Source organism: Pseudarthrobacter cellobiosi, assembly GCF_023913815.1.
Taxonomy (GTDB): domain Bacteria; phylum Actinomycetota; class Actinomycetes; order Actinomycetales; family Micrococcaceae; genus Arthrobacter; species Arthrobacter cellobiosi.
This window is the reverse complement of record NZ_JAMXBK010000015.1, coordinates 109,177-133,405: the sequence shown is the minus strand read 5'-3', so window position 1 is coordinate 133,405 and position 24,229 is coordinate 109,177. Positions and strand designations below refer to the sequence as shown.

At 64.9% G+C, this 24,229-nt stretch carries 22 protein-coding genes and 3 pseudogenes; 16 read left to right on the top strand and 9 right to left on the bottom strand.

Annotated features, from left to right (window positions below; genetic code table 11):
- From gcvP to NG701_RS02125, 6 genes and pseudogenes are all read left to right on the top strand, one after another.
- Window positions 1-1,937: aminomethyl-transferring glycine dehydrogenase (gcvP, locus tag NG701_RS02150; RefSeq protein ID WP_252564101.1), on the top strand; the 1,937-nt coding region annotated here is incomplete at its 5' end.
- A gap of 515 nt (window positions 1,938-2,452) precedes the next feature.
- Window positions 2,453-2,566, top strand: a pseudogene (locus tag NG701_RS02145) (DNA/RNA non-specific endonuclease); the annotation flags it as partial.
- A gap of 86 nt (window positions 2,567-2,652) precedes the next feature.
- Window positions 2,653-2,898: pseudogene (locus tag NG701_RS02140) on the top strand (DNA/RNA non-specific endonuclease); the annotation flags it as partial.
- A gap of 75 nt (window positions 2,899-2,973) precedes the next feature.
- On the top strand, window positions 2,974-4,047 hold the full coding sequence (locus NG701_RS02135) for a lipid II:glycine glycyltransferase FemX (protein ID WP_252564097.1): 1,074 nt from the start codon (window positions 2,974-2,976) through the stop codon (window positions 4,045-4,047).
- An 84-nt stretch (window positions 4,048-4,131) separates the two neighbouring features.
- On the top strand, window positions 4,132-5,448 hold the full coding sequence (locus NG701_RS02130; RefSeq protein ID WP_252564094.1) for a peptidoglycan bridge formation glycyltransferase FemA/FemB family protein: 1,317 nt from the start codon (window positions 4,132-4,134) through the stop codon (window positions 5,446-5,448).
- 39 nt (window positions 5,449-5,487) lie between these two features.
- A complete protein-coding gene (locus NG701_RS02125) occupies window positions 5,488-6,975 on the top strand; it encodes a threonine/serine exporter family protein (protein ID WP_252564091.1) in 1,488 nt (495 codons plus the stop codon).
- Here NG701_RS02125 and NG701_RS02120 read toward each other — a convergent pair.
- From NG701_RS02120 to NG701_RS02105, 4 genes are all read right to left on the bottom strand, one after another.
- Window positions 6,972-8,045 carry a metallophosphoesterase gene (locus tag NG701_RS02120; protein ID WP_252564088.1) on the bottom strand — a complete coding sequence of 358 codons (1,074 nt, stop codon included), beginning with the start codon at window positions 8,043-8,045 and terminating at the stop codon, window positions 6,972-6,974. The genes NG701_RS02125 and NG701_RS02120 overlap by 4 nt on opposite strands.
- Window position 8,046: 1 nt before the next feature.
- Window positions 8,047-10,269, bottom strand: a complete 2,223-nt coding sequence (locus tag NG701_RS02115) for a PKD domain-containing protein (protein WP_252564085.1) — start codon at window positions 10,267-10,269, stop codon at window positions 8,047-8,049.
- A gap of 211 nt (window positions 10,270-10,480) precedes the next feature.
- Window positions 10,481-11,320, bottom strand: coding sequence for a siderophore-interacting protein (locus NG701_RS02110; protein WP_252564083.1), 840 nt, complete (start codon window positions 11,318-11,320; stop codon window positions 10,481-10,483).
- Between the two features lie 9 nt (window positions 11,321-11,329).
- On the bottom strand, window positions 11,330-12,106 hold the full coding sequence (locus NG701_RS02105) for a uracil-DNA glycosylase (protein ID WP_252564080.1): 777 nt from the start codon (window positions 12,104-12,106) through the stop codon (window positions 11,330-11,332).
- 132 nt (window positions 12,107-12,238) lie between these two features.
- On the opposite strand from NG701_RS02105, the gene NG701_RS02100 reads away from it, so the two are divergent.
- From NG701_RS02100 to NG701_RS02070, 7 genes are all read left to right on the top strand, one after another.
- Window positions 12,239-12,568: a DUF3263 domain-containing protein gene (locus NG701_RS02100; protein ID WP_252564077.1), complete on the top strand. Its 330-nt coding sequence runs from the start codon at window positions 12,239-12,241 to the stop codon at window positions 12,566-12,568.
- A 51-nt stretch (window positions 12,569-12,619) separates the two neighbouring features.
- On the top strand, window positions 12,620-13,255 hold the full coding sequence (locus tag NG701_RS02095) for a LytR C-terminal domain-containing protein (RefSeq protein WP_252564075.1): 636 nt from the start codon (window positions 12,620-12,622) through the stop codon (window positions 13,253-13,255).
- Between the two features lie 157 nt (window positions 13,256-13,412).
- The gene (locus tag NG701_RS02090; protein ID WP_141139551.1) at window positions 13,413-13,619 is read left to right on the top strand and encodes a cold-shock protein; all 207 of its coding nucleotides are present in this window, start codon (window positions 13,413-13,415) and stop codon (window positions 13,617-13,619) included.
- Between the two features lie 11 nt (window positions 13,620-13,630).
- Entirely contained in the window at window positions 13,631-14,908 is a 1,278-nt protein-coding gene (locus tag NG701_RS02085; RefSeq protein WP_252564072.1) for an ABC transporter substrate-binding protein, read from the top strand.
- A 291-nt stretch (window positions 14,909-15,199) separates the two neighbouring features.
- Window positions 15,200-16,828: a chaperonin GroEL gene (groL, locus tag NG701_RS02080; protein ID WP_058929984.1), complete on the top strand. Its 1,629-nt coding sequence runs from the start codon at window positions 15,200-15,202 to the stop codon at window positions 16,826-16,828.
- Window positions 16,829-17,138: 310 nt separating this feature from the next.
- Window positions 17,139-17,405 (top strand): hypothetical protein, encoded by a 267-nt coding sequence (locus NG701_RS02075; protein WP_252564068.1) that lies wholly within the window; start codon window positions 17,139-17,141, stop codon window positions 17,403-17,405.
- A 138-nt stretch (window positions 17,406-17,543) separates the two neighbouring features.
- On the top strand, window positions 17,544-17,768 hold the full coding sequence (locus tag NG701_RS02070; protein ID WP_252564065.1) for a DUF2283 domain-containing protein: 225 nt from the start codon (window positions 17,544-17,546) through the stop codon (window positions 17,766-17,768).
- Between the two features lie 356 nt (window positions 17,769-18,124).
- On the opposite strand, the pseudogene NG701_RS02065 reads toward NG701_RS02070, so the two are convergent.
- Window positions 18,125-18,595, bottom strand: a pseudogene (locus NG701_RS02065) (transposase); the annotation flags it as partial.
- Window positions 18,596-18,661: 66 nt separating this feature from the next.
- On the opposite strand from NG701_RS02065, the gene NG701_RS02060 reads away from it, so the two are divergent.
- A complete protein-coding gene (locus NG701_RS02060) occupies window positions 18,662-19,663 on the top strand; it encodes an RNase H family protein (protein WP_252564064.1) in 1,002 nt (333 codons plus the stop codon).
- Window positions 19,664-19,683: 20 nt separating this feature from the next.
- On the opposite strand, the gene NG701_RS02055 is transcribed toward NG701_RS02060, so the two are convergent.
- From NG701_RS02055 to NG701_RS02040, 4 genes are all read right to left on the bottom strand, one after another.
- Window positions 19,684-19,971, bottom strand: coding sequence for a WXG100 family type VII secretion target (locus NG701_RS02055; protein ID WP_058932786.1), 288 nt, complete (start codon window positions 19,969-19,971; stop codon window positions 19,684-19,686).
- Between the two features lie 109 nt (window positions 19,972-20,080).
- On the bottom strand, window positions 20,081-21,628 hold the full coding sequence (locus tag NG701_RS02050; RefSeq protein ID WP_252564061.1) for a sensor histidine kinase: 1,548 nt from the start codon (window positions 21,626-21,628) through the stop codon (window positions 20,081-20,083).
- Between the two features lie 2 nt (window positions 21,629-21,630).
- Window positions 21,631-22,341: a response regulator transcription factor gene (locus NG701_RS02045; RefSeq protein ID WP_058929981.1), complete on the bottom strand. Its 711-nt coding sequence runs from the start codon at window positions 22,339-22,341 to the stop codon at window positions 21,631-21,633.
- Between the two features lie 75 nt (window positions 22,342-22,416).
- Window positions 22,417-22,917, bottom strand: coding sequence for a DUF427 domain-containing protein (locus tag NG701_RS02040; RefSeq protein WP_252564058.1), 501 nt, complete (start codon window positions 22,915-22,917; stop codon window positions 22,417-22,419).
- A gap of 178 nt (window positions 22,918-23,095) precedes the next feature.
- On the opposite strand from NG701_RS02040, the gene NG701_RS02035 reads away from it, so the two are divergent.
- Both NG701_RS02035 and NG701_RS02030 read left to right on the top strand, forming a co-directional pair.
- Window positions 23,096-23,353, top strand: coding sequence for a hypothetical protein (locus NG701_RS02035; protein ID WP_252564055.1), 258 nt, complete (start codon window positions 23,096-23,098; stop codon window positions 23,351-23,353).
- The gene (locus NG701_RS02030; RefSeq protein WP_308291953.1) at window positions 23,350-24,228 is read left to right on the top strand and encodes an FHA domain-containing protein; all 879 of its coding nucleotides are present in this window, start codon (window positions 23,350-23,352) and stop codon (window positions 24,226-24,228) included. The genes NG701_RS02035 and NG701_RS02030 overlap by 4 nt, the downstream gene beginning before the upstream one ends.
- Window position 24,229 lies beyond the last annotated feature (1 nt).

The window sequence follows — 24,229 nt, the reverse complement described above, 5'->3', positions numbered from 1 at the left end:
CCGGGACCCCCGCGTACCGTCTGGCGCTGCAGACCCGTGAGCAGCACATCCGCCGTGAGAAGGCCACGTCCAACATCTGCACCGCGCAGGCACTGCTGGCCATCGTCTCTTCCTTCTACGCCGTCTACCACGGCCCGGACGGGCTCAAGGCAATCGCCGAGACCACCCACAGCCACGCTGCAACCTTCGCGGCGTCCCTGAAGGCAGTCGGTCTGGACGTCCTGCACACAAGCTTCTTCGATACCGTCACGGTTTCCGTGCCCGGCAAGGCTGCGGCCATTGTTGCCGCCGCGGAAGCCAAGGGCATCAACCTGCGCCACATCGACGGTGACACCATCGGCGTCTCCGCCGATGAAACCACAACCCCGGCCATCGTCGCCGGTGTGCTGGAAGTCTTTGGTGCCGCAGCGGTGGACGCGGCCGCCGACACTAACACTGAGTTCGCGCTGGATGCCGCCGTCGAACGTTCCTCCGGTTACCTGCAGCACCCGGTGTTCAACACGCACCGTTCCGAGACGCAGCTGCTGCGTTACATCCGCAGGCTTTCGGATCGGGATCTGGCGCTGGACCGGACCATGATTCCGCTGGGTTCCTGCACCATGAAGCTGAACGCCACCGCCGAGATGGAAGCCATTTCCTGGCCGGAGTTCGCCTCGATCCACCCGTTCGCCCCGGACTCCCAGACCGTGGGCTGGCGTGAACTGATCGCCGACCTCGAAGACCAGCTGACCGAGATCACGGGCTATGACCAGGTCTCCCTGCAGCCTAACGCCGGGTCCCAGGGCGAGCTCGCCGGCCTGCTGGCGATCCGCGGCTATCACCTGTCCCGTGGCGATGACCAGCGCACGGTCTGCCTGATCCCGGCTTCGGCGCACGGCACCAACGCCGCCTCGGCTGTCCTGGCCGGCATGAAGGTTGTTGTGGTCGCCACCGCTGCGGACGGCAGCATTGACCATGTTGACCTGAACGCCAAGATCGAGGCGAACAAGGACGTCCTTTCGGCCATCATGATTACCTACCCCTCCACCCACGGGGTCTACGACGCCGATGTCCGCGAGGTGTGCGATTCGGTGCATGCGGCCGGCGGCCAGGTCTACGTGGACGGCGCCAACCTCAACGCCCTCGTGGGCCTGGCACAGCCGGGCAAGTTCGGCGGCGACGTCTCGCACCTGAACCTGCACAAGACCTTCTGCATCCCGCACGGCGGCGGCGGCCCCGGCGTTGGCCCGGTCGCAGCCAAGGCCCACCTGGCACCGTTTATGCCAGGCAATGCGGCCACCTGGACCGAAGGCAACGACGTCCCGATCTCCGCCTCGCGCTTCGGGTCCGCCGGTGTCCTGCCGATCTCCTGGGCCTACGTGAAGCTCATGGGCGCCGAAGGCCTGACCGAAGCCACGAAGTCGGCGCTGCTCGCGGCGAACTACGTCGCGGCCCGCCTGAACGAGTACTTCCCGGTCCTCTACACCGGCGAGGGTGGACTGGTGGCGCACGAGTGCATCCTGGACCTCCGCGACCTGACGGCGAAGACCGGCGTCACCGCCGAGGATGTGGCCAAGCGCCTCATCGACTACGGCTTCCACGCCCCCACCCTGGCTTTCCCCGTTGCCGGCACGCTGATGGTTGAACCCACCGAGTCCGAGGACCTGGTGGAGATCGACCGGTTCATCGACGCGATGATCACCATCCGGAAGGAAATCGACCAGGTCGCCAACGGCGACTTCAGCGTGGAGAACAGCCCGCTGCGCCATGCACCCCACACCGCGTCCGCCGTCGTATCTTCCGACTGGACCCGTCAGTACCCGCGTGAGCAGGCCGCCTTCCCGGTCCACCACCTCAAGCAGGACAAGTACTTCCCGCCCGTCGGCCGCATCGACGGCGCAGCAGGGGACCGCAACCTGATCTGCTCTTGCCCGCCGCTGTCGGAATTCGAAGACTAAGGACCGCCGGCCGGCAAGCCGGAGTTTTCACGCGTGCTGCGCCCACCGGCTCCCTAGCCTCGCAAGCTCGGCCAGGGAACCCTGCCGGCGTGGGCCCACGTCGCTTTGACGCACGCTTTCGAAACCCCGGCCCGCCGGCCCCTCGGGGGTTGAGCGGTTGGGGAGCGAAACCCCTGGATCTTGACAAGCTCGATCACTGGGGAGCGGTTCGGTCACTGAGTGGCCGGCATCCTTCGGGGGTCCGCGGTATCCGGCAGCATGCTCCCCACCGTCCCCCTATCCTCGCAAGCTCGGTCAGGGAACCCGGACGGCGTGGGCCCAGAGCATGCAGAGGATATAGGGGACCACCGTGCCACGACGGGTTGATGGCTAAGCGGACGGGGATGTAACAGGCTACGACGCAGGCTTCCTGCGCGTGCCCCTGGATCTGCCGGCTCCGGGCGAGCCTACGGTGCTTCTGGACTACGTTCATTTTCTCGGTCAGGCAGCTCCCGGCGCGGCGCCTCGCGGCCCTTGTGGGCGTCAACATCAACGGCCCGGAACTTCGTCCGCTGGCCCGCGAAGGCCGCTGGCACTTGGACGTGCGGATCCCCAAGGAGCAGCAGGCCGGCGCGGACCGCTACCGCAACAACGGCCTGGACCGCGGGCACCTGGTCCGCCGGCTTGACCCCGTGTGGGGCGCTGAGGAAACGGCCAAGGTGCGAACCAGGACACCTTCACGTACACCAACGCGGCCCCACAGGTGGATGACTTCAATCAGGGCAAGGACCTCTGGCCGGGACTGGAGGACCGTGTGCTGGACCAGTCACCCATGCTGGAACCGGCTGAACTGGAAGAGGCGGCCAGGGCCCGCAATCTGGTCTGTTCCTGCCTGGCAACACGACGGACTAAGATTCCGTGTCCGGCAGACCGGAGTTTTCAGAGGATGCCGGGGACCTACCGCCCTAACCGGAGGCTTTAGACTTGTGGCTACATGTCCGCACGTAACCACGAGTACAGAACCGCGCACAAACCCCTGAGATTGGACACGGCCCCCTTGCGAGAATTCACCGCCCGCTTTGCCACAGCGGAGGAAATTGAGAACTGGGACAAGCACGTCACGGCCAACCCGAACGGCGGCAACATGCTGCAGTCCGCTGCTTACGCGTCCGTGAAGAACGGCAGCGGCTGGACCGCCCGCTTCCTGGTCCTGGAGTCTGCCGGGACCGCCAGCTACAACCTGGTGCTGGAGAAGAAATTCCCGGTTCTGGGCCGCCTGTGGTACCTGATCAAAGGTCCTGACCTGGGTGCCGTCGAGGACCTGAAGCCGGTCTTGGACGCATGCGCTGCATTCGCCCGGAGCCGGAAACTCAATGTCTTCAGCATCAAGATTGAACCGGACATCGTGAGCACCCCGGAAGCCCGGGCACAGCTCGCCGCCGCCGGCCTGGTGAAGGCACCGAACATCCAGTCCAACGATTCCACGGCGCTGCTGGACATCGCGGCACCGGAGAACCAGGTGTTCCGGTCCATCTCCTCCCGCGCCCGCAACGCGATCCGCCGGGCAGAACGCGAAGGCTGCGCAGTGGTGCAGCAGGTGCCAAGCCCGGAAACGTATCGGGCGCTGTATGACCTGATGGCAGACACGGTGAACGCCAAGGGTTCCATGCCGTTGCGCAGCCTTGAGTACTACACCCAGTTCTGGGACGAATTCTGCACCCGCGGCCAAGGCAGCTTCTTCTTCGTTTACGAAGGCGGCAAACCCAGTGTGGGCGCCTTTGTGATCAACTACGGATCCAAGGCAACCTACAAGGACGGCGGCTCCACGCAGAACAGGAAGCAGTACGGCGACTCGCACCTAGTCCAATGGTCGGCCATCCGAAGAATGCAGGAACTCGGGTGCACCGAGTACGACTTCTGCGGCACGCCGCCGTCCGGCCTGATCAAGGACAAGTCCCACCACCTGTACGGCATGGGCATGTTCAAGACGAGCTTCACCAAGACGGTGACGGACTTCGTCGGCTGCTACGACTACGTGCTGTCGCCCGTCAGGCACACCTTGTGGGTCAAGGGCGCGGAACGGATCTTCCGCCGGCTTGAAACCGCACGCACCGGCCAGCAGTTCTACTGACAGCCCACCAGCCACTCTCACCACCCACACCACGAGGCCAGCGCCTGCCCCAGCGGCAGCGCAGCCATAGATGAGGTTATTTCTGTGAATCCAACCAAGGCCGGAGCCGGACTCGAGCTCAGCGTCCTCAGCGATGCCGAGTTTGAGTCTTTCTCCCACAAGCACCCGCAAAACAACTTCATCCAGTCCGCTGACTTCACCCGTTTCCAGCGTGCCCGCGGTCAGTCAGTGGAACTGTTCGGTGTAAGGCGCGACGGCGATCTGGTCGCCGCCGGCAAGTTGAACTACACCACCAACCGCTGGGGCTACAAGGTGTGCGAGTGCGCCAAGGGCCCCCTCCTGGACTACACGGACGCCGCACTGGTGCGTGACGTCGTCGGACTCCTCAAGGAACGTGCCGCGGAACGCAAGGCTGGCGAACTGCGGATTTCTCCGAACCTGACGTACATCACCCGCGATGCCGACGGCGCCGAACACCCCGAGATCGTGGACAACAGGCCGCTCGTGGCGGAACTGGCGGGACTGGGTCTTGATCACCAAGGCTCCGACATGAACTTCGCCAACGTGAACTGGATGTTCATCAAGCACCTCGACGGCTTCACGGACGTCGAGGAGCTCATTATGGGCACCAGCTACCGGACACGGAAGGCCATCCGGAAGGCTGAAAAGAACGGTGTGTTCCTGGAGCAGGCCACGCTTGAGACCCTCGACGAGTTCTACGATGCGCTGAGCACAGCGGGGGACGAGAAGGGCTTCTTCTACCGCGAACGCGAATACTACGAACAGCTCCTGCGGACCACCTCGGCCGAGTTCACCAAACTCATGATGGCCAAGATCGACATTCCCGCGTACAGGAAGTCCATTACCGAACGACTGGAAGCGGAATCCGCGTCCGCAGCCGAACTCCGCCGTGAAGTCGAAGAGACCGGCAGCAAAAAGAAAGCCAACCGGCTCAAAGTAGTCCAGGACCTCGTGGACAGCTACGAGCGCAGCCTCAAAGACATCGAGCGGTTCCCGGACTCGGTGGGTGTGGCTACAGTGGCCGCCATCCACTTCGTCTGCTTCGGCGACGAGGTGGTCTGCGTTATCGGCGGCACCAAGCAGGACTACATCTACTTCAACGGCGCCACGTCCCTGTACTGGGGAATGATGCTGCACGGGCTGGACAAGGGCTACTCGCGCTACAACTTCTACGGCACCTTCGGCATCCAGGGACAGGACGAGGAAGGCCACGGCGGCTACGAGTTCAAGAAGGGCTTCGGCGGCGACGTGGTCCAGCTGCTGGGTGACTTCGTGATGCCGGTGCGGCCGGTAGCCTTCCAGGCCAACCGCCTGTTCCGAGCGGCCATCGCGGCGGCGCGCACCCTGCTGGGCAAACTGCCACTGAAGCGCCAGGCCTAACACCAAACCACGAACTGCCAGAAAGGGAGGAGCACCACGGTGAACGATCGACCTGAAAACCCAAGGCGCAGGCCTCCAACCGACGGTCTGCCCAAAACAGAGCCTCTCACCCCCTCCCAAATCCACCAGGATGCGGCGGCGAAGAGGATGCTGCGGCGCCTGGTGCGGGGGGAGAACCCGCCGACGGCGCCACTGAGCATTGTGGACAGGCTCGCCGGAAGCCCCTACGCCAACCCCATGATCCAGGTGGGAGGCGTGGACACGTCCGCACGCAAGACCCTGGACTTTTCCCTGCACCTGGCCGAGACCATGTTCCGGTACGGGGCAGGCGCCCTGGAAGTGGAGACGAGCATTATTGCCGTCACCGCGGCGCTGGGGCTGAAAAACATCGAAGTGGACATCACCAACCAGTCGGTGGCCATCAACTATGCGCCCAAGGACCAGACGCCCATCTCGCTGCTTCGGGTGGTGCGGTCCTGGACCAACAACTATGCCGGGCTGGCCAAGGTACACCGGCTGGTGACGGACATCGTGGCCGGGGGAGTGGGCCGCGATGAAGCCATCCGCCGGCTGGACGAGGCCATCACCAGCCCCAAACCCTTCCCGCGATGGATGGTCACCATAGCGTTCGGCGTGTTCGCCGCAGTCTTTGTGGGTGTGCTTGGCGGCGGCCCGGTGTCCTCGGGCATTGCCTTCGTGGCCAACATCGGCGTCAGCCTGCTCGCCCGCCAGCTGGGCCGGTGGCGGGTTCCGGACTTCTTTACGACGGCGGCATGCTCCTTCGCCGTCACACTCACCGCGTTGCTGTTGTGGCGCTTTGACCTCACCAACGCACCGGCGATTGTGGTGGTGGGCGGCATCCTCCTGCTCCTGCCCACCGGGCGCCTGGTCTCCTCGGTGCAGGATGCCATCAACGGGTTCCCCGTGACCGCAGCGGGCCGGTTTCTGTCCACCTTGCTGACCTTTGGTGCGATTGTGGCCGGGATTGCCGTGGCCTTTGTGGTGGGCGCCATGACCGGAATGCAGCCCATTAGTGTTACCCAGACATTCCCGCCGGCCTACGACCTCTGGGTCCTGGTGATCTTTATCGCCGTCGCAGTGATGGCCATCGGCGTGACGGAGCAGACCTCCTCGGAGCTGCTGCTGCCTACCGCGGGCGTGGGTGTGGTGGGCTATCTTGTGCTGCTGGGTGCCGCGTCCCTCGGCGTCGGTGACCGGTTCTCCCCGGCGCTCGCCGCCGTCGTGATTGGCCTGCTGGCGCGGGTGGTGGCGTTGAAGATGGGCGCACCGCAGCTGGTGGTGGCCGTCCCGGCGGCCCTGATCCTGCTGCCTGGGCTGACCATTTTCCGGTCCATGTATGTGCTGACCATCGAGGAATCCGAAATCCTCCTCGGCGCCGGCGGTATGCTCAACGCCGGCGCGATCGTTTTGGGCACAGCGGCCGGCATTGTCCTCGGCGACACCCTGGCCCGGCCGTTGACGCGCAGCCTGGCCAGCAACGAACGGCGACGCGCCCGGCGCCGCTAACGCTCAATCGCGAAGGCATCGGTGAAGGTGAACCCGGCGGCCGGCACAAAACGTGCGTCCAGGCGCGAGTCCGTCACCATCACGTCCAAGGTTCCCAAGGCCCGATCGCGATTTTTTCCTGACCAGACGGCAAACAGGCCAGCTTCAGGATCGTCCGCCTGGACGTCGTGATGCCCGGCGCCGCCCACGCCGACCGTGACAAAGACCGTGCCCTGCCCTTGGGCCAGGCTGTTGTCAGCGTCGGCAACGCAATCGTCCCGGGCCTCTCCGGGCACCAGAACGGGGCAGCCGGCATTCAGCCCGAGTTGACGCGTCCGCTGGTAGACGTGTTCATGGCCGGTGAGCACAAGGTCCACGTTCCTGCTGACCAGCATGTTCGTCAGTTGCTCCCCGGGCTGGCAGCCGTAGTGTCCCATGCTGAAGCACAGCGTATGCATTCCCACCACAGTCCACGGGATATCGGCGGCGCGGGCGCCGTCAATGGCGGATTCGGTCCAGACCCAGCGGTCACTGCCGGGTGAATAATCCAGGGGCTGTCCACCGGGGAATTTAATGCCCGGAGAAATGAGGATGAACCTCACCAAGGGCTGTTCCTGGGGGACGTCCACGTACCACTGGATTCCGTACGCTCCTTGCAGCCCGGGGAGCCTGTTGGGCAGGCATTCGGCGAACGTGCCGATGTCGCCGTCGTGCCCGTCGCTTTCGTGGTTGCCTGTGATCAGCTCGTACGGAAAATCCTTGCCAAGTTTCCGCGTGACCATGTCGCAGAAGGCTTGCTCAACGCCAGCCTGATAGGAGAGATCGCCCAGCGCGATATTGAGATCCGGCTGCAGACTGGCGATCACATCGAGCACAGCCCTGGCGCCTCCGCCCATGCTGATGTCCCCGGCTGCGGTGAAGTGAACTGACGCTGTATCGGAGGCTGGCTGTTCCGGCGAGGCCGACTGTTCCCGTGGCGCGGGCGGGCGCTCCGCTGCTGGCTGGCACCCCGAGCCGGCAAGGCAAATCAGGGCCGCCCAGATCAGGGCCGCCGCGGATGCTGCCTGGGCGGAATGTTTCCGGGCAGCCATGTCAGCCGGCAGGCTTCAGCGCGGCGCGCCAGGCACCACTCGCCTTTACCGTGCTGAAAGTCCAGGTTGCGGTGCCCGTGGCGCCCGCTGCGGCCTGGGGCCGGTCTGCCGCTTGGGCTATCTGCCCGCCGGCGGCTTCCCAACGCTCGGTCCAGCCGCTGGGCGGGGTGGTTCCGGGCGTACCGCTGTCGTAGCCGATGCCGCCAATGAGCATAGCGCCGTTGCTCGCCGTCGTGATGCTTGGAAGGGTGATGCTGGTGGCCGCATAGCTGGTATCGACGGCCGTCACCACCGGGCTGTCCAGCGGCGTGGCTTGGTTGACCCCGCGGTAGGCCGTGATGCCCCCGCCCCACTTGGCCGACGTGCCAAGGTTCCAGGTGTACGAGGCAGGATCCGACGCACCCACGACGCGGTAATAGGTGAAGATCCGGGCACCGGAGCTGGAGGAGCTGTTTACGGACAGACCGTTCACCATGGCTGTCCAGCCCGCCGGAGCGGTGACGGACGGATTCAGGTCCGTCGTGATGGAAGCAACCAGGACGTCGCCGGCCGCCGCCGCCGTCGGCCGTGTGAGCGCCACAGATGGTGTGGCAGTGGTCGAGGAGCTGGTGGAGGTTCCGACGGCGGTCACGGCCCCGGAGCTGCCTCCCGCGGTGACGGTGATCGTCGCGCTCGCCGACGTCGACCCTGCGCTGTTCGCCGCGGTCAAAGTCGCCGTGTAGGTGCCAGCGGCGGAGTACTGGTGCGACGGCGACCGGGAAGTCGACGTGCCGCCGTCACCGAAGGTCCAGGACCACGACGTGGGCGAACCGGTGGACGCATCAGTGAAGCTCACCGGCAGTGGAGCCGTTCCCGAGGTGGGTGATGCTGTGAACGAGGCTACCGGGGCGGTCGGTCCAGGCGCTGTACCGAGCGGCCGGTCGGAGTACCAGTAGCGCCTGGTGACGTGGTTGGTTGCCATGACCACGATGCCGGTGGAGCTGTTGACGGCCTGCTTGGTGGTGGTGACGTCATTGATGTTGGCCGACGAGCCGTCCTGGATCACCGGTGTCCCGCGGCCGGCGCCAAAGACCGGGTCGTCCATCGATGCTGTCTTCTCGTAGATGCTGCCTGCTGCCCCGGAGAAAGCGCAGCCGCTCGTTGATGGTGCGGTGTGGAATGCATGAACCGTGTTGTTCTTCGTGTCGAGCAGGATCTGGGGGCGTGTCACACAGTCGCCCACGGTCGCGTTGGTGGACTGGGTGAACGAGCCGGTACCGGGTTTGAAGACGAGCAGCTGCAACTGTGGCCGTGTTGGGTCCGAAGAGGTGACGTCCAGGCTGGTTTTGGCTGCCGCGTAAACTCTCCCCGACGGGTCCGCCAGCAGGGCCTTGAGGTTCAGGTGATCGTCGGCCTGCCCGGTGCTCTTGACGGCCGGCTGAACCCGCCAGGACGAGGTCGCCGTCGGTGCGGTGCCGTCGGTACGCGTAGCCCACCACATGGCCCCGTTGGGTTGGTCACTCCACATCACGCCGATCTTGTTGTTCCCGTAGGACACCACGGCCGAGATGTCGTCGGGGCCAGGACGGGGGTTGGACACGGGCAGCACAAACGGTGCCGGCCAGCTGGTTCCGCCGGGAGCGGAAGCGTTCACGTGCACCGTATTCGTGTACCCGGATGAGGAATTTCCCGCGACCTGCGTCCACGTGGCCCAGATCGCCCCGGTTGAATCCTGGTCGATTGTCATGGATTCGCTGCTGTTATTGGTGATGGTGGTCGGGAACCCGGCATCCAGGGTGTACTTGCCGGCGGCGTAGCTGTAGCGGTAGAGCTTGGCTGGCTGCCCGGAAACCGACGGTTTGGGTGCGGCATCCCCGGACACGGTCACGACGTGGGACGCGATGTAGAGGTGGGAGCCGTCCCACAAGGTGTCGGCCAGGTTGTTTGCGCGGCTATCGTTGCGCAACCCGGTGTCCACCCACTTCTTGGCGGCGCGGTCCAGGCGGTAGATGTGCCACCCGCTGCCCGTGGTCCACATGTCGGCCCACCACGAACCGTCGTTCCACCAGAGTTTGCTCTGCGGCTTGTCGGATGTGGGCGGGTTGGCTACACCGGAGTAGCTGATGCTTTGAATGCCGTAGGTGGTCGCGGCCTGGGCAGCTGTCGAGGTGACCACAGCCGTCCCACCCACCGCGAGGCAGAAGGCAAAAACCTGGCTGAGTAAACGTTTGGTCGTTGAATTCATGACGGCTCTCCGGGACGCTCGAAAGGCGCAACCGGCAGCTTGATCAGCGGTTGCCGGAGGGCCATTTACGTGAGCGTAGGCCTCTGTGCCGTGCCCGGCAAGGTTCCGGACCAACAATTAGGAGATGGGTTAGGGGTTAGGGGTTAGGGGGTTAGGGAGTGCAGGACGGGTTTGGGGGTGCAGGGTGCGGGGCCAGCTAGGCCTGCCTGGGTCAGATCTTCCCGACGGAGAGTTTCTTCTCGGCCTGGAAGTCGTCCTCCACTCGGCCCTGGGCCCAGTAGCCGGACAGCGAAACCTGGCTCCGTTCCAGGCCGCGCTGGACGAAAAACACGTCCCGCAGGCCCTTCATATAGCCGCGCTCGCCGTGGGCAAAAACGTCGACCCGGCCAGCGGCCCATTCGGCGTCGGCCACCGCTGAGACGAGGAGGTCCCCTACGCCGGCCGGCGCGCCGTGGCGGCGTAGCCAGGTCACCTTAACCCCCGCCGGGGACGCGAGGGGCTGGATGTCGGCGTCGCTGTCCACCTCGATGAACGCCAGGCCGGCCGCTTCAGCAGGCAACGATTCGATGGCGGCGGCGATCGCAGGAAGTGCGGCTTCATCGCCGGCAAAGAGGTACCAGTCAGCGTCCGGCGCCGGGTTGTAGGCACCGCCCGGCCCGGTGAAGGTGAAGGCGTCGCCGGGCTTGGCGGCAGCCGCCCACGGACCGGCCAGCCCTTCGTCGCCGTGGATCACAAAGTCGATGGCGAGTTCCTGCGCCTCGGTGTCCACCCAGCGGACCGTGTAGGTGCGGGTGAAGGGCCACTGCTCGCGGGGCATGGTTTCGCGGATGGTCCACAGGTCCAGCGGCTGGGCATAGTCAACGCCGGGCTGCGGGAAGACAATTTTGATGTAGCGGTCCACGAAGCTGTTGTTCACGTAGGCGGTAAAACCTTCGCCGCCGGCCACGATCCTGACCATGTGTGGCGAGAGTTCTTCCCGTCGAATGACCGTGAGATCGATCTGCGGACGTGTTTTTTTCGTGGCGTTGGTGGCGGCCGGAAGAGTGATCATAAGGCAAGCCTAAGCTAAGGGATCGGGGGGGAGTTCCCAGGTTACGCCAGGGCTTCCCTGGTCCTCCAGCAGCTGGTTGATGGTGCTGAACGGCCGGGAGCCGAAGAACCCGCGCGACGCCGACAACGGGCTGGGGTGGGCGCTGGACACGATCGCCGCCCCCGGCAGGAGGGGCCGGACGCTCTCCGCGTCCCTGCCCCACAGCACCGCCACCAGCGGCGCCGGCCCGCCGTCGGAAGTGCGCCGGCTGGCAACCGCGGTGACTGCCGCCGTCGTGATGGCTTCCCAGCCCTTGCCCCGGTGCGAGCCGGCAGCCCCGGCGCGGACGCTCATGACCCGGTTCAGCAGCAGGACCCCTTGGCTGGCCCAGGCGGACAGGTCGCCGTGGGCGCGCGGGGCAAGGCCCAGATCGGACTCCAGTTCGCGGTAGATATTCGCCAGGCTCCGCGGGATGGGGCGGGTCCGCCCGTCAACGGCGAAGGACAGGCCGATCGCGTGGCCCGGCGTCGGGTAGGGGTCCTGGCCCACCACCAGGACCTTCACGGCGGCCAGCGGCTGCCGGAAGGCGCGCAGAACGTTCGACGGCGCCGGCAGGACCCGGTGCCCCGCGGCAACTTCGGCAGTCAGGAAGCCCAGGACACCGCGCAGCTCACTCTCTACGGGGCCCAGCGCCTCCGCCCAGTCGGCCGCCATCAGCTCACTGAGCGGCAGAATGGCCATCTCGGCAAAGCCAACGGGATCCGCCGGGTCCGCCGCCAGTTCGAACAGCGCGTCAGAATCAAACACGCTCCCATTCTCGCAGGGTTACCGGACACTGCGGCCGGGGAGCAAATGACAACCGTGTTATTCACGCCGTAGCATGAGGAGGAGATTTGTAACTCAACCGGTGATTCAGCGAGACCAGCGAAGGGGTGTGCCGTGGCGGAACCTGCTCGGGAACATTTGCCGGAGCCGGAGGAGCGCGGCTCTTGGCTGGCGGAATTTACCCTCCGCGACTCCCCATTGAGCGAGCGCGACCAGCAGATGCTGGCACTGGAGCGGCAGTGGTGGAAGTACGCGGGAGCCAAGGAACAGGCCATCAGGGAGCTGTTCGATCTGTCCGCGACCCACTACTACCAGCTGCTCAACGCCCTCATCGACACCGAGGCTGCACTGGCCCACGACCCCATGCTGGTCAAGAGATTGCGTAGACTACGTACGTCGCGTCACCGGGCACGCACTGCACGACGCCTGGGTTCCGACGCCTGACCACGCTCGTGCTGAGCCATCAGCAGCAATCAACAAGGACGTCTCCCCACCATGACCAAATACGCTCGGGATGAATTCGATAAGGTTCCGGAGTCCGCCTCGCGGCAGGGCGTCCACCGGGCGGCATCAGCGCCTGCCCGCCGGAAGCTGTGGCCCATCCTTGCTGTGGGGATTGTGGCATTGGCCATCGGAGTGGTGTCCTTCCTGATCCTTCCTAAGCTTGGGTTCACCCAGGCTGGCAGTGAAGCCTCCACCAGCCTGGAATCAACCGCGGCACCCGAGGCAACCGCGGCACCCGAGGCAAGCGCGGCTCCGTCGGTCACCGCTGAATCCACCGCGGACCCGGAGCCCTCTAAGAGCCCGGACGCCGAGCCCAGCGCTTCGCCCAGTAACGTTCCCTCCTCGGCTGTGCTGGACAAGACCAAGGGTGTTGCCATCTACAACGCGGCCGGTACGGCCGGACTCGCCGGACGCATCAGCTCGATGGTCCAGGCCGATGGCTGGACGCTGGGCCAGGTGGGAAACTGGGCCGGCGCTCCGCAGCAGACATCCGCAATCTTCTATGCGGGCCCGGCGCAGAAAGCCAACGCCGAAGCAGTCTCCGAACTCCTGAACATCCCCACGTTGGTGGAGAGCCAGGAATTCCAGGTGCCCTTGGTTGTTGTCCTAGGGCCGGGCTACCAGTAGTGCCTCGGGTCACGCCTGAATAACTTTTGGGCACCGGAGCGGCCGTGTGGTTCGGCCCGCCGGATGGCTTGTCGCTAGAGTGATTTCAGGCTTCGGTCCGTAACAAGCGGCACACTTCCGACGGGGACCGACGGCGCGACGGAAAAGAGTGGACATTATGGCATTGGGAACGGTTAAGTGGTTCAACGCCGAAAAGGGCTACGGCTTTATTACGGTGGACGGCTCCGGGGACGATGTCTTTGTGCACTGGTCGGCCATTGAGGGCGAAGGTTACCGCGCGCTGGATGAGGGACAGCGCGTCGAGCTTGAAGTCGGCGAAGGCGAGAAAGGCCCGCAGGCAGAAAACGTCCGGCCCGCTCAGTGATCTCCCGCAGCTTGCGTTCAACAATCGTCCGCACAACTACAGGGGCGGCACTCTTGCTCGCCCTGGCCGGCTGCGCCGGGGCAGGCGGCAACGCCCGCGTTGACTCCGCTGAAGCATCCGGTGACGGCACGCTGCGGATCGGGCTGATCCAGGACAGCATAGGGGAGCAGGCCTTCCTCAACGACTCGCAGCTCGCCGCGGCACAACTTGCCATCAAGGAAATCAATGCGGCCGGCGGTCACAAGGGCAGACCTGTTGATCTGGTGGTAGGCGCCGGTGATGGCGCAGATGCCCAGGCCAGGAATCTGGCCTCAGCCAAGGTTGATGCGGTGATCGGCCCCACGGATTCGAGTCACGCCGCCGCCGCCATCGACGTCCTCTCGGCCGCGCGCGTCCCGCTCGTCTCGCCGGCCAACTCCGCAGCCGGACTGTCCCGCTACAAGAGCGGCGGCTATTACTTCAGGACGGCCGCGGCGGACGTTGCCCAAGCCTCGGTGCTGGTGAAACTGGCCAAGGACGGCGGCGCCAAGAGCCTTGCGGTGGTCCACCAGGACAGTGCCTACGGCAAGGACGTTTCGGCCGCGGTGACCGGTGCCGCCAAGAACGCCGGCCTGGAAACCGTTTCCACAACCGCATTCAAGCCCGGCGACGCCGGGAACGCTGCAGCCGGTGCCAAGGCCGCCAGACCTGACGCGGTAGTGCTGATTGCGAGGGACGACGCCCAGGGCGCCATCGCAGAGCTCAATAACGCAGGGCTTTCGGGCAAGAGCATCATCCTGAGCGACGGCGCCTTCGCCCAGTACGGTTCGGGGCTGGGATCCAAGGCCCTCGACGGCGCCCGTGCAGTGGTGCCGGGTCTGTTGCCGTCTGCGGACTTCCAGGCCCGCCTTGTGTCGGTCAACCCTGCCCTGAAAGACCTTTCGTTCGCCGCAGAGACCTACGACGCCGTGAACCTTGCGGTCCTGGCGGCAGCGAAGGCTGACGACGATGCCGGCCGCTCCATCGCCGCCAACCTGATCGCCGTCTCCGGCGGAACAGCAGGCGGGACAGCAGGCGGGCAGCCCGCCGCGCAGGCCTCGGGCCCGGCCACCAAACCGTGCCTGTCCTACACCGACTGCCTCGCGGTCCTGAAGACCGGGGCAGGCATTAATTACGACGGCGAATCGGGGCCGGTTGCCTTCGACGCCAACGGTGACATCACCACGGCCAACTACATGGTGTTCACCTACGGCGCAGACAACCGGGCAGTGCTCAGCGGCCGTGAGGCGGCAGGCCGGGCCGCAGGCTGATCGCCGGTGGCGAACGGGCCGCCCTGACAGGACGATTTGCGGGACCTTTCGCTTGCACTCTCACCTAGGGAGTGCTAATTATTGAGTTAGCACTCCTACGTACCGACTGCTAAAGCAACGTCCGGTTTGTCCGGCATCGGGGCTTTGTGGCGGTCGTGGAGCGAGAGAAATACCTAGCTGGAGTGAGATCCCCAGCCGCGGCATACAGAGGCCGCCGGTGAAGGATCGTCCGTCGCGGGCACTGCAGTGAGGTTCATTCTTAACGACTGTCCCGAAAGGACTACTGCCGTTATGGCCAAGATCATTGCATTTGATGAAGAGGCACGCCGCGGTCTTGAGCGGGGCCTGAACATCCTCGCCGACGCCGTCAAGGTCACCCTCGGCCCGCGTGGACGCAACGTCGTCCTCGAAAAGAAGTGGGGCGCCCCCACGATCACCAACGATGGTGTTTCCATCGCCAAGGAGATCGAGCTGGACGACCCTTACGAAAAGATCGGCGCCGAGCTGGTCAAGGAAGTTGCCAAGAAGACGGACGACGTCGCTGGCGACGGCACCACCACGGCTACCGTGCTGGCGCAGGCCCTGGTCAAGGAAGGCCTGCGCAACGTCGCGGCCGGCGCTGACCCGCTGTCCCTCAAGCGCGGTATCGAGAAGGCTGTAGCGGCCGTCACGGTTGAGCTGCTGGCCTCCGCCAAGGAAATCGAAACCAAGGAAGAGATTGCTGCTACTGCCTCCATCTCCGCCGGTGACGACGAAATTGGCGCCCTGATCGCTGAAGCCCTGGACAAGGTGGGCAAAGAAGGCGTCATCACCGTCGAGGAGTCCAACACCTTCGGCCTGGAGCTCGAGCTCACCGAAGGCATGCGCTTCGACAAGGGTTACATCTCCGCTTACTTCGTTACCGATACTGAGCGCCAGGAAACGGTCCTTGAGGACCCGTACATCCTGATCGTCAACTCCAAGATCTCCAACGTCAAGGAACTGGTTGCTGTCCTGGAAAAGGTCATGCAGTCCAACAAGCCGCTGCTGATCATTGCCGAGGACATCGAGGGCGAGGCCCTGGCCACCCTGATCGTCAACAAGATCCGTGGCACCTTCAAGTCCGTTGCCGTCAAGGCTCCGGGCTTCGGCGACCGCCGCAAGGCCCAGCTGGCCGACATCGCTGTACTCACCGGTGGCCAGGTCATCGCCGAGGAAGTCGGACTCAAGCTGGAGACCGCCGGACTGGAGCTCCTGGGACGCGCCCGCAAGGTTGTTGTCACCAAGGACGAGACCACCATCGTTGAAGGTGCCGGCGACGCCGACCAGATCGCTGGCCGCGTTTCCCAGATCCGTGCCGAGATCGAAAACTCCGATTCGGACTACGACCGCGAGAAGCTGCAGGAACGCCTGGCCAAGCTGGCCGGCGGCGTTGCAGTCATCAAGGCCGGTGCCGCAACCGAGGTTGAGCTCAAGGAACGCAAGCACCGAATTGAGGACGCTGTCCGCAACGCGAAGGCTGCTGTTGAAGAAGGCATCGTCGCCGGTGGCGGCGTTGCACTGATCCAGGCCGGCGCCAAGGCGTTCGCGAACCTGAACCTGACTGGTGACGAAGCAACCGGTGCGAACATCGTCCGCGTTGCCATCGACGCCCCGCTGAAGCAGATCGCCTTCAACGCCGGCCTCGAGCCTGGCGTTGTTGTCGACAAGGTCCGCGGCCTGCCTGCAGGCCACGGCCTGAACGCAGCAACCGGCGAATACGTCGACCTGCTGGCTGCCGGCATCAACGACCCCGTCAAGGTAACCCGCTCTGCCCTGCAGAACGCGGCTTCCATTGCCGGTCTGTTCCTCACCACCGAGGCCGTTGTGGCCGACAAGCCGGAGAAGAACGCTCCGGCCATGGGTGGCGGCGACGACATGGGCGGCATGGGCGGCTTCTAGTCCCCAGCGCCCGGACTACGTTCCGCGCAAACCATAATGCGGCCCCCTCCACTGGAGGGGGCCGCATTTGTTGTACGCCCAGCGTGGGCATCCGCTTGGAGGTGTGAGTCCTCTGAAGGAGAAGGTGTTAACTTCTAGCCAATGGCAACTGCGTCATCGCGAGGTGGGGTGGCAACGAAGTCGGAGGCAATTCCCTGCACCGAGGGACACGATCCGCATAGAAGGCATGTTGGTCGGGGTAAGCCGGCAACAGATGGTGAAGCCCGTTCCACCGAAACGGCCAGTGTGTAGATGCGGCGGCAGGGGGAAAGTGAGTGTTCTTATCTGGGGAGGTCTGTCCCAGTGCGTCATCCAGGAGACCGGGTGGAGCGGCGCGGCTTTAAGGGTCGTCACTGATGCAACAGAATTCCTGATCGAGAACAACCGGTTGATTCAGAGGGTCCATTTCAACGCCACCTCCGCTTTTCCTGTTATCGCAGATCCGTTCTGGCTTCCTGTTCTGTTGATCCTGGCCCACGTCACCCGGCATGCGGCTATGCAGGCTGCCAAGCGCGGCGTACGTCAGGCACTCATCTAGCAAGTATTCCGCAACGGCGTTAGGTCCGCCCGAAACCAGGGGACATCCCGTCTTTACCAAGGATCAGGCACGAGCCGGATCCGGGTCATCGTTGACAACAGGACTGGCAATATCATTACGGTGACAAAGGGGTAGCCGATGAAAATTACCTATGACAAAGAAGCCGACGCCGCATACGTCCAACTCGTCGATGAAGTCCGCGATGACGAAGCGTCGACGCAGGTGCATTCGATAGAAACACCCGGGCGGAAAGGCGAGATCATTATTGACTTTGATGCCGAAGGGCGCATTCTGGGCGTGGAAATTCTCGGGGCCAAGGATGTGCTGCGCGAAAAAACCCTCGCCCTGGCGGAACGTCTATAGCAGGCCCGGGCGGGCAGCGTGGACCGGCTGCCCGCCCAACAGGCGGCCCGCCGCAACCGGTCTGCGCGGCTTTCCGGGCGTCCGCGGTCATCCGAAGCGGGACGGTGAATCCGAGAGATTCGGAATCTTCCCGACCGGCACAACAGCTGTCCGCACTAAGGGCGATGCTAACGACGGCGCCGGTCCTTCGCGAACTCGTGGTCCCGTAGCCGCTGATGTACGGTGCTCCGGCGGTCCTGATAACGATGCCGCGACGTCCAAACGGTCAACGCCTCGAACGTCTGGAAGGGCGAGGTCCCCGTTCGGAATCCCCGCCGTCTGCTAGCCGGATCGCTGGACTGTTCAGGCGGCCACCTGGCTGCCCTTACCGGGGCCGGGTTGTAGGTGGTGCCGGCGCGGAGCGGGGCCCAGAGGACGTTGAGACGGCGCCGTGCGAGGGAGAGCATGGCCTGGATGTGGGTTTTCCTTCGGTGCGTTTGCGGTCGTAGTAGGTCCGTGAGGCGGGGCAGCTTTTCAGGGCCGAGGGCCCGGAGAGGTAGAAGACCCGGAGGAGCCGCCGGTCGTAGCGCCGGGGCCGGTGGTGGTTGCCGGTATTCCTGCCGGAGTCCCTGGGCGCCGGGGCGAGCCGGCGACGTCGGCGAACCGGTCCGCGGTTTGAAAAATCGTGAGGTCTCCGCCGGTGGCACCGAGGAACTCGGCGCCAGGACGGGTCTGAAGCCGGCCATGCTGAGCAAGGTCTGGGTGTGCCGGTGTTCGGTGACCTTGTCGCGGATCAGCGCATCGAGGTCGGCCCGATTGTGTCGCGCTTCGACTTCGGCGTCAAGGCTTTTCGGTAAGCGGTTTCCCGAATGCTGTCTGAACCGGTTGTCGCCGCTGTCTGGCAGGATGGTTAGGTGACAATTACTGCAGCGGCCGACGGTTCGGCTTTAGGAAATCCCGGCCCGGCCGGTTGGGCCTGGTATGTGAACGACGACTGCTGGCGCGCCGGGGGATGGCCGCACGGCACCAACAACCAGGGCGAGCTGATGGCCGTCCTGGATCTGTTCCGCGCCACGGCCCACGTCCCGGAGGAGGACCTGAGGGTCCTGTGCGACAGCCAGTACGTGATCAACTCCATCACAAAGTGGATGCCGGGCTGGAAACGCAAGGGCTGGCGAAAGGCCGACGGCAAACCCGTCCTGAACGTGGAGCTGCTCAAGGAACTTGACCGGGAAATCGCCGGGCGGAAATACACCTTCGAATGGGTCAAGGGCCACGCAGGCCACGACCTCAATGAGGCAGCCGATGTCCGCGCGCGTGCTGCCGCCACCGCGTACCAGCAGGGTGTGGCAGCGCGTTCAGGCCCAGGGTTCGCGGGAGCCCCGGAAGCGGTTGGCTCAGCGGTTGATAGCCGGGTCGCCGTCAGCTCCGGGGCAGGCACTGTAGTGACCGGCTCCGACGGTCAGGGCTCGTACGGCCAGGACCTCTTCAATCAAGGCCCCTACGACGAGCCGGACCTCTTCAGCGAACTGGAGAGCGACTCATTCATCCCGTCGGAGTCCGCCGGGGCTGAGATGAGCCCCGAAGCGATCGTCGAGGCCCTCGAACGCGAGTTGTCGGGCGCCGACATCCGTGGCGACATCGGCCGTACCGGCGTCCTCCTCCACCCCGATTTTATGGAAATCGGAACGTCGGGCAGAGTCTGGACCCGTGACGCCACGATGATGGCGCTGGAAGAGGAACCGGCCCAGCACACTGACCTGGAGATCCTGGGTGCGGACCGCATCGGCACCAGCGCGATCCTGCTGACGTGCCGAAGCTACTCGCGCTTAGGCACGGTTCTCCATAGCTCATTGTGGGTCTTGGACGGCACCAGGTGGCGGCTCCGGTTCCGCCAGGGAACGCCGGAGGCCTAGAGGGCATTTCGGCCACGGACTCAGCTGAAACGCTGGGTGTTGCCCTGTTCGGCCTGGGCATAGGTGGACGCTGCCGATGCCAGCGCCATGTTGATGGATGCCAGCGACGCCTCCACCTTGCCCTGCGTGAGTGTCCACTCGGTCACCAGGGCCTGGAAGTTGTTGGCAGCCGAGCCTCGCCAGGTGGACTGCAGTTCGTCCAGGCCGCGCTTCATGGTCTGGACGTCCGAGCTGATCCGGTCCACGGTTGCTTTGACGTTGGCCGACTTGAGCTGAAGGAGTTCGGTGTCGACGGAAATGATGCTCATGGCTTGCTGCCTCTCGAAGTAGTGGGACAGCATCTGCTGCCCGCCCGGCTGCTCCGGGCCACTACAGCGAGCCTACGGACGGGCACTGCCCCCTTGCCACGCTCCATGGCTATATGTGGATAACCTTGCCATCTCCGTGGCCTCCGTCCAGAGGATCGCCATCCTGCCCGGCCGATCGGCCCGAAGGCGCTTCCGCTAGGTGCTCATCGCCGGAGGGAGCCTCGTTGGTGGCGTCGTCCCTGAGAGGCAGGCTGACCACCAAGGTAGCCCCGCCGCCGTCGGTCGTTTCCACCCTGACGGACCCGCCGTGTGATCCCACGATGGCAGCCACAATCGCGAGCCCCAGGCCGCTGCCGCCGGTCTCACGCGTCCGGGACGTGTCCGCCCGGTAGAAACGCTCGAACACCTTGGACGCATCCTCTTCCGAGATGCCAGGGCCATGGTCCCGGACCTCGATCACGGCGAGCGGCTGCCCGCCGTCGGAGGTCCGGACCCCGACGCCGAGTTCGATCGGGCTGCCCTCCGGGGTGTAGCGCAGGGCGTTCCCCACGAGGTTCCCCACCACCTGTCGCAGTTTGGCCTCGTCACCGAGCACCGGGGCGGGTGCGGCCCGGTCGTCACCAAGGCCGGTCAGGGATACGGGACGGGAGCGGTCGCTTGCCTGCGTGTCCACCACTGCATCGTGGGCGATCAGCTGCAGGTCAACGGGCTTTTGCTGGAGCGGGCGCTGTTCGTCCAGGCGCGCCAGCAGGAGGAGGTCCTCCACCATTGAACCCATCCGTTTGGCTTCACTTTCGATCCGCCCCATGGCCGTGGCCACGTCCTCGTTGGTGGCCAGCGCGCCATGGCGGTAGAGCTCGGAGAAACCCCTGATGGTCACGAGGGGGGTACGCAGTTCGTGGGAGGCGTCGGCTGCGAACCGGCGCATTCTGCCTTCGGAGGCTGTCCTGGCGGCGAAGGCCGTCTCGATGTGCGCCAGCATGGCGTTCAGCGAGCTGCCGAGCCGCCCCACTTCGGTGCCGGGATTCTCGACGTCCACCCGCCGGGACAGGTCGCCGGCGGCGATCGCCGCCGCGGTCTTTTCCACCTTGGCCAGTGGCCGGAACGACCGCGACACGGTCCAACTGGCGATCAGGGAGGCCAGCAGCAGGGTGAGCAGGCCGACGCCGGTGACCACCAGGGTGGCGTGCTTGAGGACATCGTCCACGCTTTGCAGCGGCAATCCAATGACAACCACGGCGGGACGGCCGATATAGAGCACGGTCACCGCGACCACCCGCCAGTTCTGGCCGTCGGTGCCCCTGACCTGGTACGGGCGGGTGCCCCGGTCCTGGGCGTCCTCAACGGAGATGGTTGAGATGTCGGGGTGGTCGTCCGGATCGCCGCCCAACAGCTGGGGGTCCTCACCAGGGGTGTAAAGGATCAGCGAATAGTCAGTGGGGACCATCGGGTTGGGTGCCTGCAGCTGGGTGAACGAGCGCTGCTTGCTGGCGAGGTCGACGGCGGCGTACAGCTTGTCATCCACCTGCCCCTGGAGGTAGCTGTGCAGCAGCGTGAGGGTGCCGGCGCCGGTTGAGGTCAGCGCAACAATCAGCAGTGCCATGATCATGGCCACCAGCTGGGACCTCAACGAGGCCGATTTCCACCGCTGGAGCAAGGTCAGCGCTTCTCTGCCGTCCGGAGCACGTAGCCGACTCCGCGTTTGGTCTGGATCAGGGCCGGTGCGTCCGGATCAATGTCCACCTTGCGCCGGAGGTAGGAGATGTAGGACTCCACGATCGAGGCGTCGCCGTTGAAGTTGTACTCCCAGACGTGGTCCAGGATCTGGGATTTCGACAGCACCCGGTTGGGGTTCAGCATGAGGTACCGGAGGAGCTTGAATTCCGTGGGGGACAGTTCGATCACGGTGCCGCCGCGGCGCACTTCGTGGGCGTCGTCGTCGAGCTCCAGGTCGTCCACCCGGATCACGGCGTCGTCGTCGAGCAGGGGCTGGGTGCGGCGCAGGACGGCACGGATGCGGGCTACTACCTCGTCCAGGCTGAACGGCTTGGTGACGTAGTCATCCCCGCCTACTGTGAGGCCGGTGACCTTGTCCTCGGTGTCGTCCTTCGCCGTGAGGAACAGGACCGGGAAGTGCTTGCCCGACGCCCGCAGCTTGCGGGTGACGGTGAAGCCATCCATGTCCGGCAGCATCACGTCCAGCACCGCCAAATCGGGCGCGTGGAGCTCGGCGGCGGCCAGCGCGTCACGGCCGTTGGCGGCAGAGACCACCTCGAAGCCTGCGAAGCGGAGCGAGGTGGACAGCAGCTCGCGGATGTTGGGTTCGTCATCAACAACTAGCAGCTTGGCTTCTGGGCCGGTCTTCTTCATGTTCCCATCATGCTCCCAGAATCTGTGAGTTTTCTGGATGTTCACTGTGCTTTGCGGGGGAGGCTGGAGGCCTTATCACCAGCCGAGCGTACCCGGGCCGCCTTTGAATGGGCCCACCACCTTGCCGGTGATCCAGCCTCCGTAAAAGCCGCCTTCCTGCGGGCGCACCCTTTCGCCGTCAATCTCACACCGGTCCATCCGGCCGGGGTAAAGAGCGACGCGGCCAGCAAGAATCTCAAACCCCGAGGCCGGCGTGGGGTAGTACCAGCCCGCTTCTTCCGCCACTGTCCCGCCGGAGCGGACGGTGAGGTACTTAGCCGTGCCCTTGAACTCGCAGAAACTGTTTCCGGGCGCCGGCTCCAGCATGCCCGGGCTGAACGCGGAACGGAGCAGGTAGTAGACCGGCGGGTGGCTTGTCTCCAACACCCGGACCGAGTCCGTCGTGTCCAGGATCAGTAGACCGCCCAGGAAGATCCCGACCCTTTCCTGACTTCGTTCAACGCCGGGCGGGCGTGGGTAGTCCCATACCGATTCCTGGCCGGGGAGGGGAACAACCCGCTTGATGTTTTTCTTCACTCTTCCAGTGTGGCAGGCGCCGTCGGGAACGTATTTGCAGTCCGGAACGTTCACGGCCTTTGGGTTCCCAGGTGGGGGGGCGCGGGAATATAGTGGGGCTATTGGCCCCGCCAGGGCCTACTTCCCGCTTCAAATCAGTGCCTCACAGCTTCACTGCCGCTTAAGGGGAACAACCACCATGACTGACTTCGACACGTCCGACAGCACCGCAACCACCGACCGCAGCATTCGGGACTGGGCCGACCTGGCGGAGGAGATGTGGTCTTATCTCACGGGCAAGGGCGCTGCCATCAATTACCAGTTCGTCGATATGACCGTAGAAGTTCCCCGGGACATCGGCCCCGATGCTCCGCGCGCGACTTGGAAGCTCAACGGCAGTCTGCGCGTGACCACCAGCGACAAGGATGCCCCAGGTTCCGACCAGAACGGCGCATGACTCCCATGTCCGGTTATCTGTTGGACATGAATCTGGACTTCTCCTACCAGGACGAATCCGGTTCCGTCACCCGCGGCAGTGCGAAGGCCGCGGGCACGGCGGTCAGCATCACCGTCGATGGCCTGGATGCGTTCCGCACCGGAGCAGTGCCTTCCCTGGACGAGATCCGGCCCCTGGCCAAAATGCTTGCCGACAAGGGACTGAGCGTGACCGTCAACGGGCCGGACGGTAGCATCGTCAGCCTGGGCGCGGTCAGCAGCCCGGCAGCCCAGCGGCTGGTCACCCGGTCCCCGCATATCAAACTGGGAAGGCTCGGCGCCCTTGTCCCCCTGATGCGGCGGGGCAAACGCCCGTCCCAGGTGTTCTCGCTGCTGCCTCCCGAGACCCCGCTGCCTCTGATGCCTATGGTCAGACGGAAGATCACGCGCCGCATAACAACCACGCATCACACCCGTGGCAGTGGGCGGCCCAGACTGATCTTCGTGCAGGACGCAGCCCATTGGACGGGCCAGATCCCACGGGAGGTGACCCTGGACCAGGAGACCTTCAGCATCGGCACCGATCCTGCCTCGGACTTGCAGCTCACCGGCCTGGATCCGTTGCACGCAGAGATCCGGCATGACCAGAATGACGAGTACATTCTGGTACCGCGCGGTCCCGTAAGCGGCAGTGTCAGCACATCCGGTCCCTCCGTGCTCCGCACCGGCGCCAGGATTCAGCTGGGCCAGTGGTGCGTTGCCTTCTTCCGGGAGGAGTTTGCCGATCACGGCAGGCCGTTCGGGGGCCGCAGCGGCGGCGAGCTGGCCTACCAGCGGCCCCAGTTTGATCCGCGTACCGGCACGACCGAACGTGACGGCTCACAGGGCATCACCTGAG

Coding starts and splice junctions, on each gene's coding strand:
- NG701_RS02120 (WP_252564088.1), bottom strand. CDS start 8,045: ATGGCTGCCCGGAAACATTCCGCCCAGGCAGCATCCGCGGCGGCCCTG.
- NG701_RS02115 (WP_252564085.1), bottom strand. CDS start 10,269: ATGAATTCAACGACCAAACGTTTACTCAGCCAGGTTTTTGCCTTCTGC.
- NG701_RS02110 (WP_252564083.1), bottom strand. CDS start 11,320: ATGATCACTCTTCCGGCCGCCACCAACGCCACGAAAAAAACACGTCCG.
- NG701_RS02095 (WP_252564075.1), top strand. CDS start 12,620: ATGACCAAATACGCTCGGGATGAATTCGATAAGGTTCCGGAGTCCGCC.
- NG701_RS02090 (WP_141139551.1), top strand. CDS start 13,413: ATGGCATTGGGAACGGTTAAGTGGTTCAACGCCGAAAAGGGCTACGGC.
- groL (WP_058929984.1), top strand. CDS start 15,200: ATGGCCAAGATCATTGCATTTGATGAAGAGGCACGCCGCGGTCTTGAG.
- NG701_RS02070 (WP_252564065.1), top strand. CDS start 17,544: ATGAAAATTACCTATGACAAAGAAGCCGACGCCGCATACGTCCAACTC.
- NG701_RS02055 (WP_058932786.1), bottom strand. CDS start 19,971: ATGAGCATCATTTCCGTCGACACCGAACTCCTTCAGCTCAAGTCGGCC.
- NG701_RS02045 (WP_058929981.1), bottom strand. CDS start 22,341: ATGAAGAAGACCGGCCCAGAAGCCAAGCTGCTAGTTGTTGATGACGAA.
- NG701_RS02035 (WP_252564055.1), top strand. CDS start 23,096: ATGACTGACTTCGACACGTCCGACAGCACCGCAACCACCGACCGCAGC.
- NG701_RS02030 (WP_308291953.1), top strand. CDS start 23,350: ATGACTCCCATGTCCGGTTATCTGTTGGACATGAATCTGGACTTCTCC.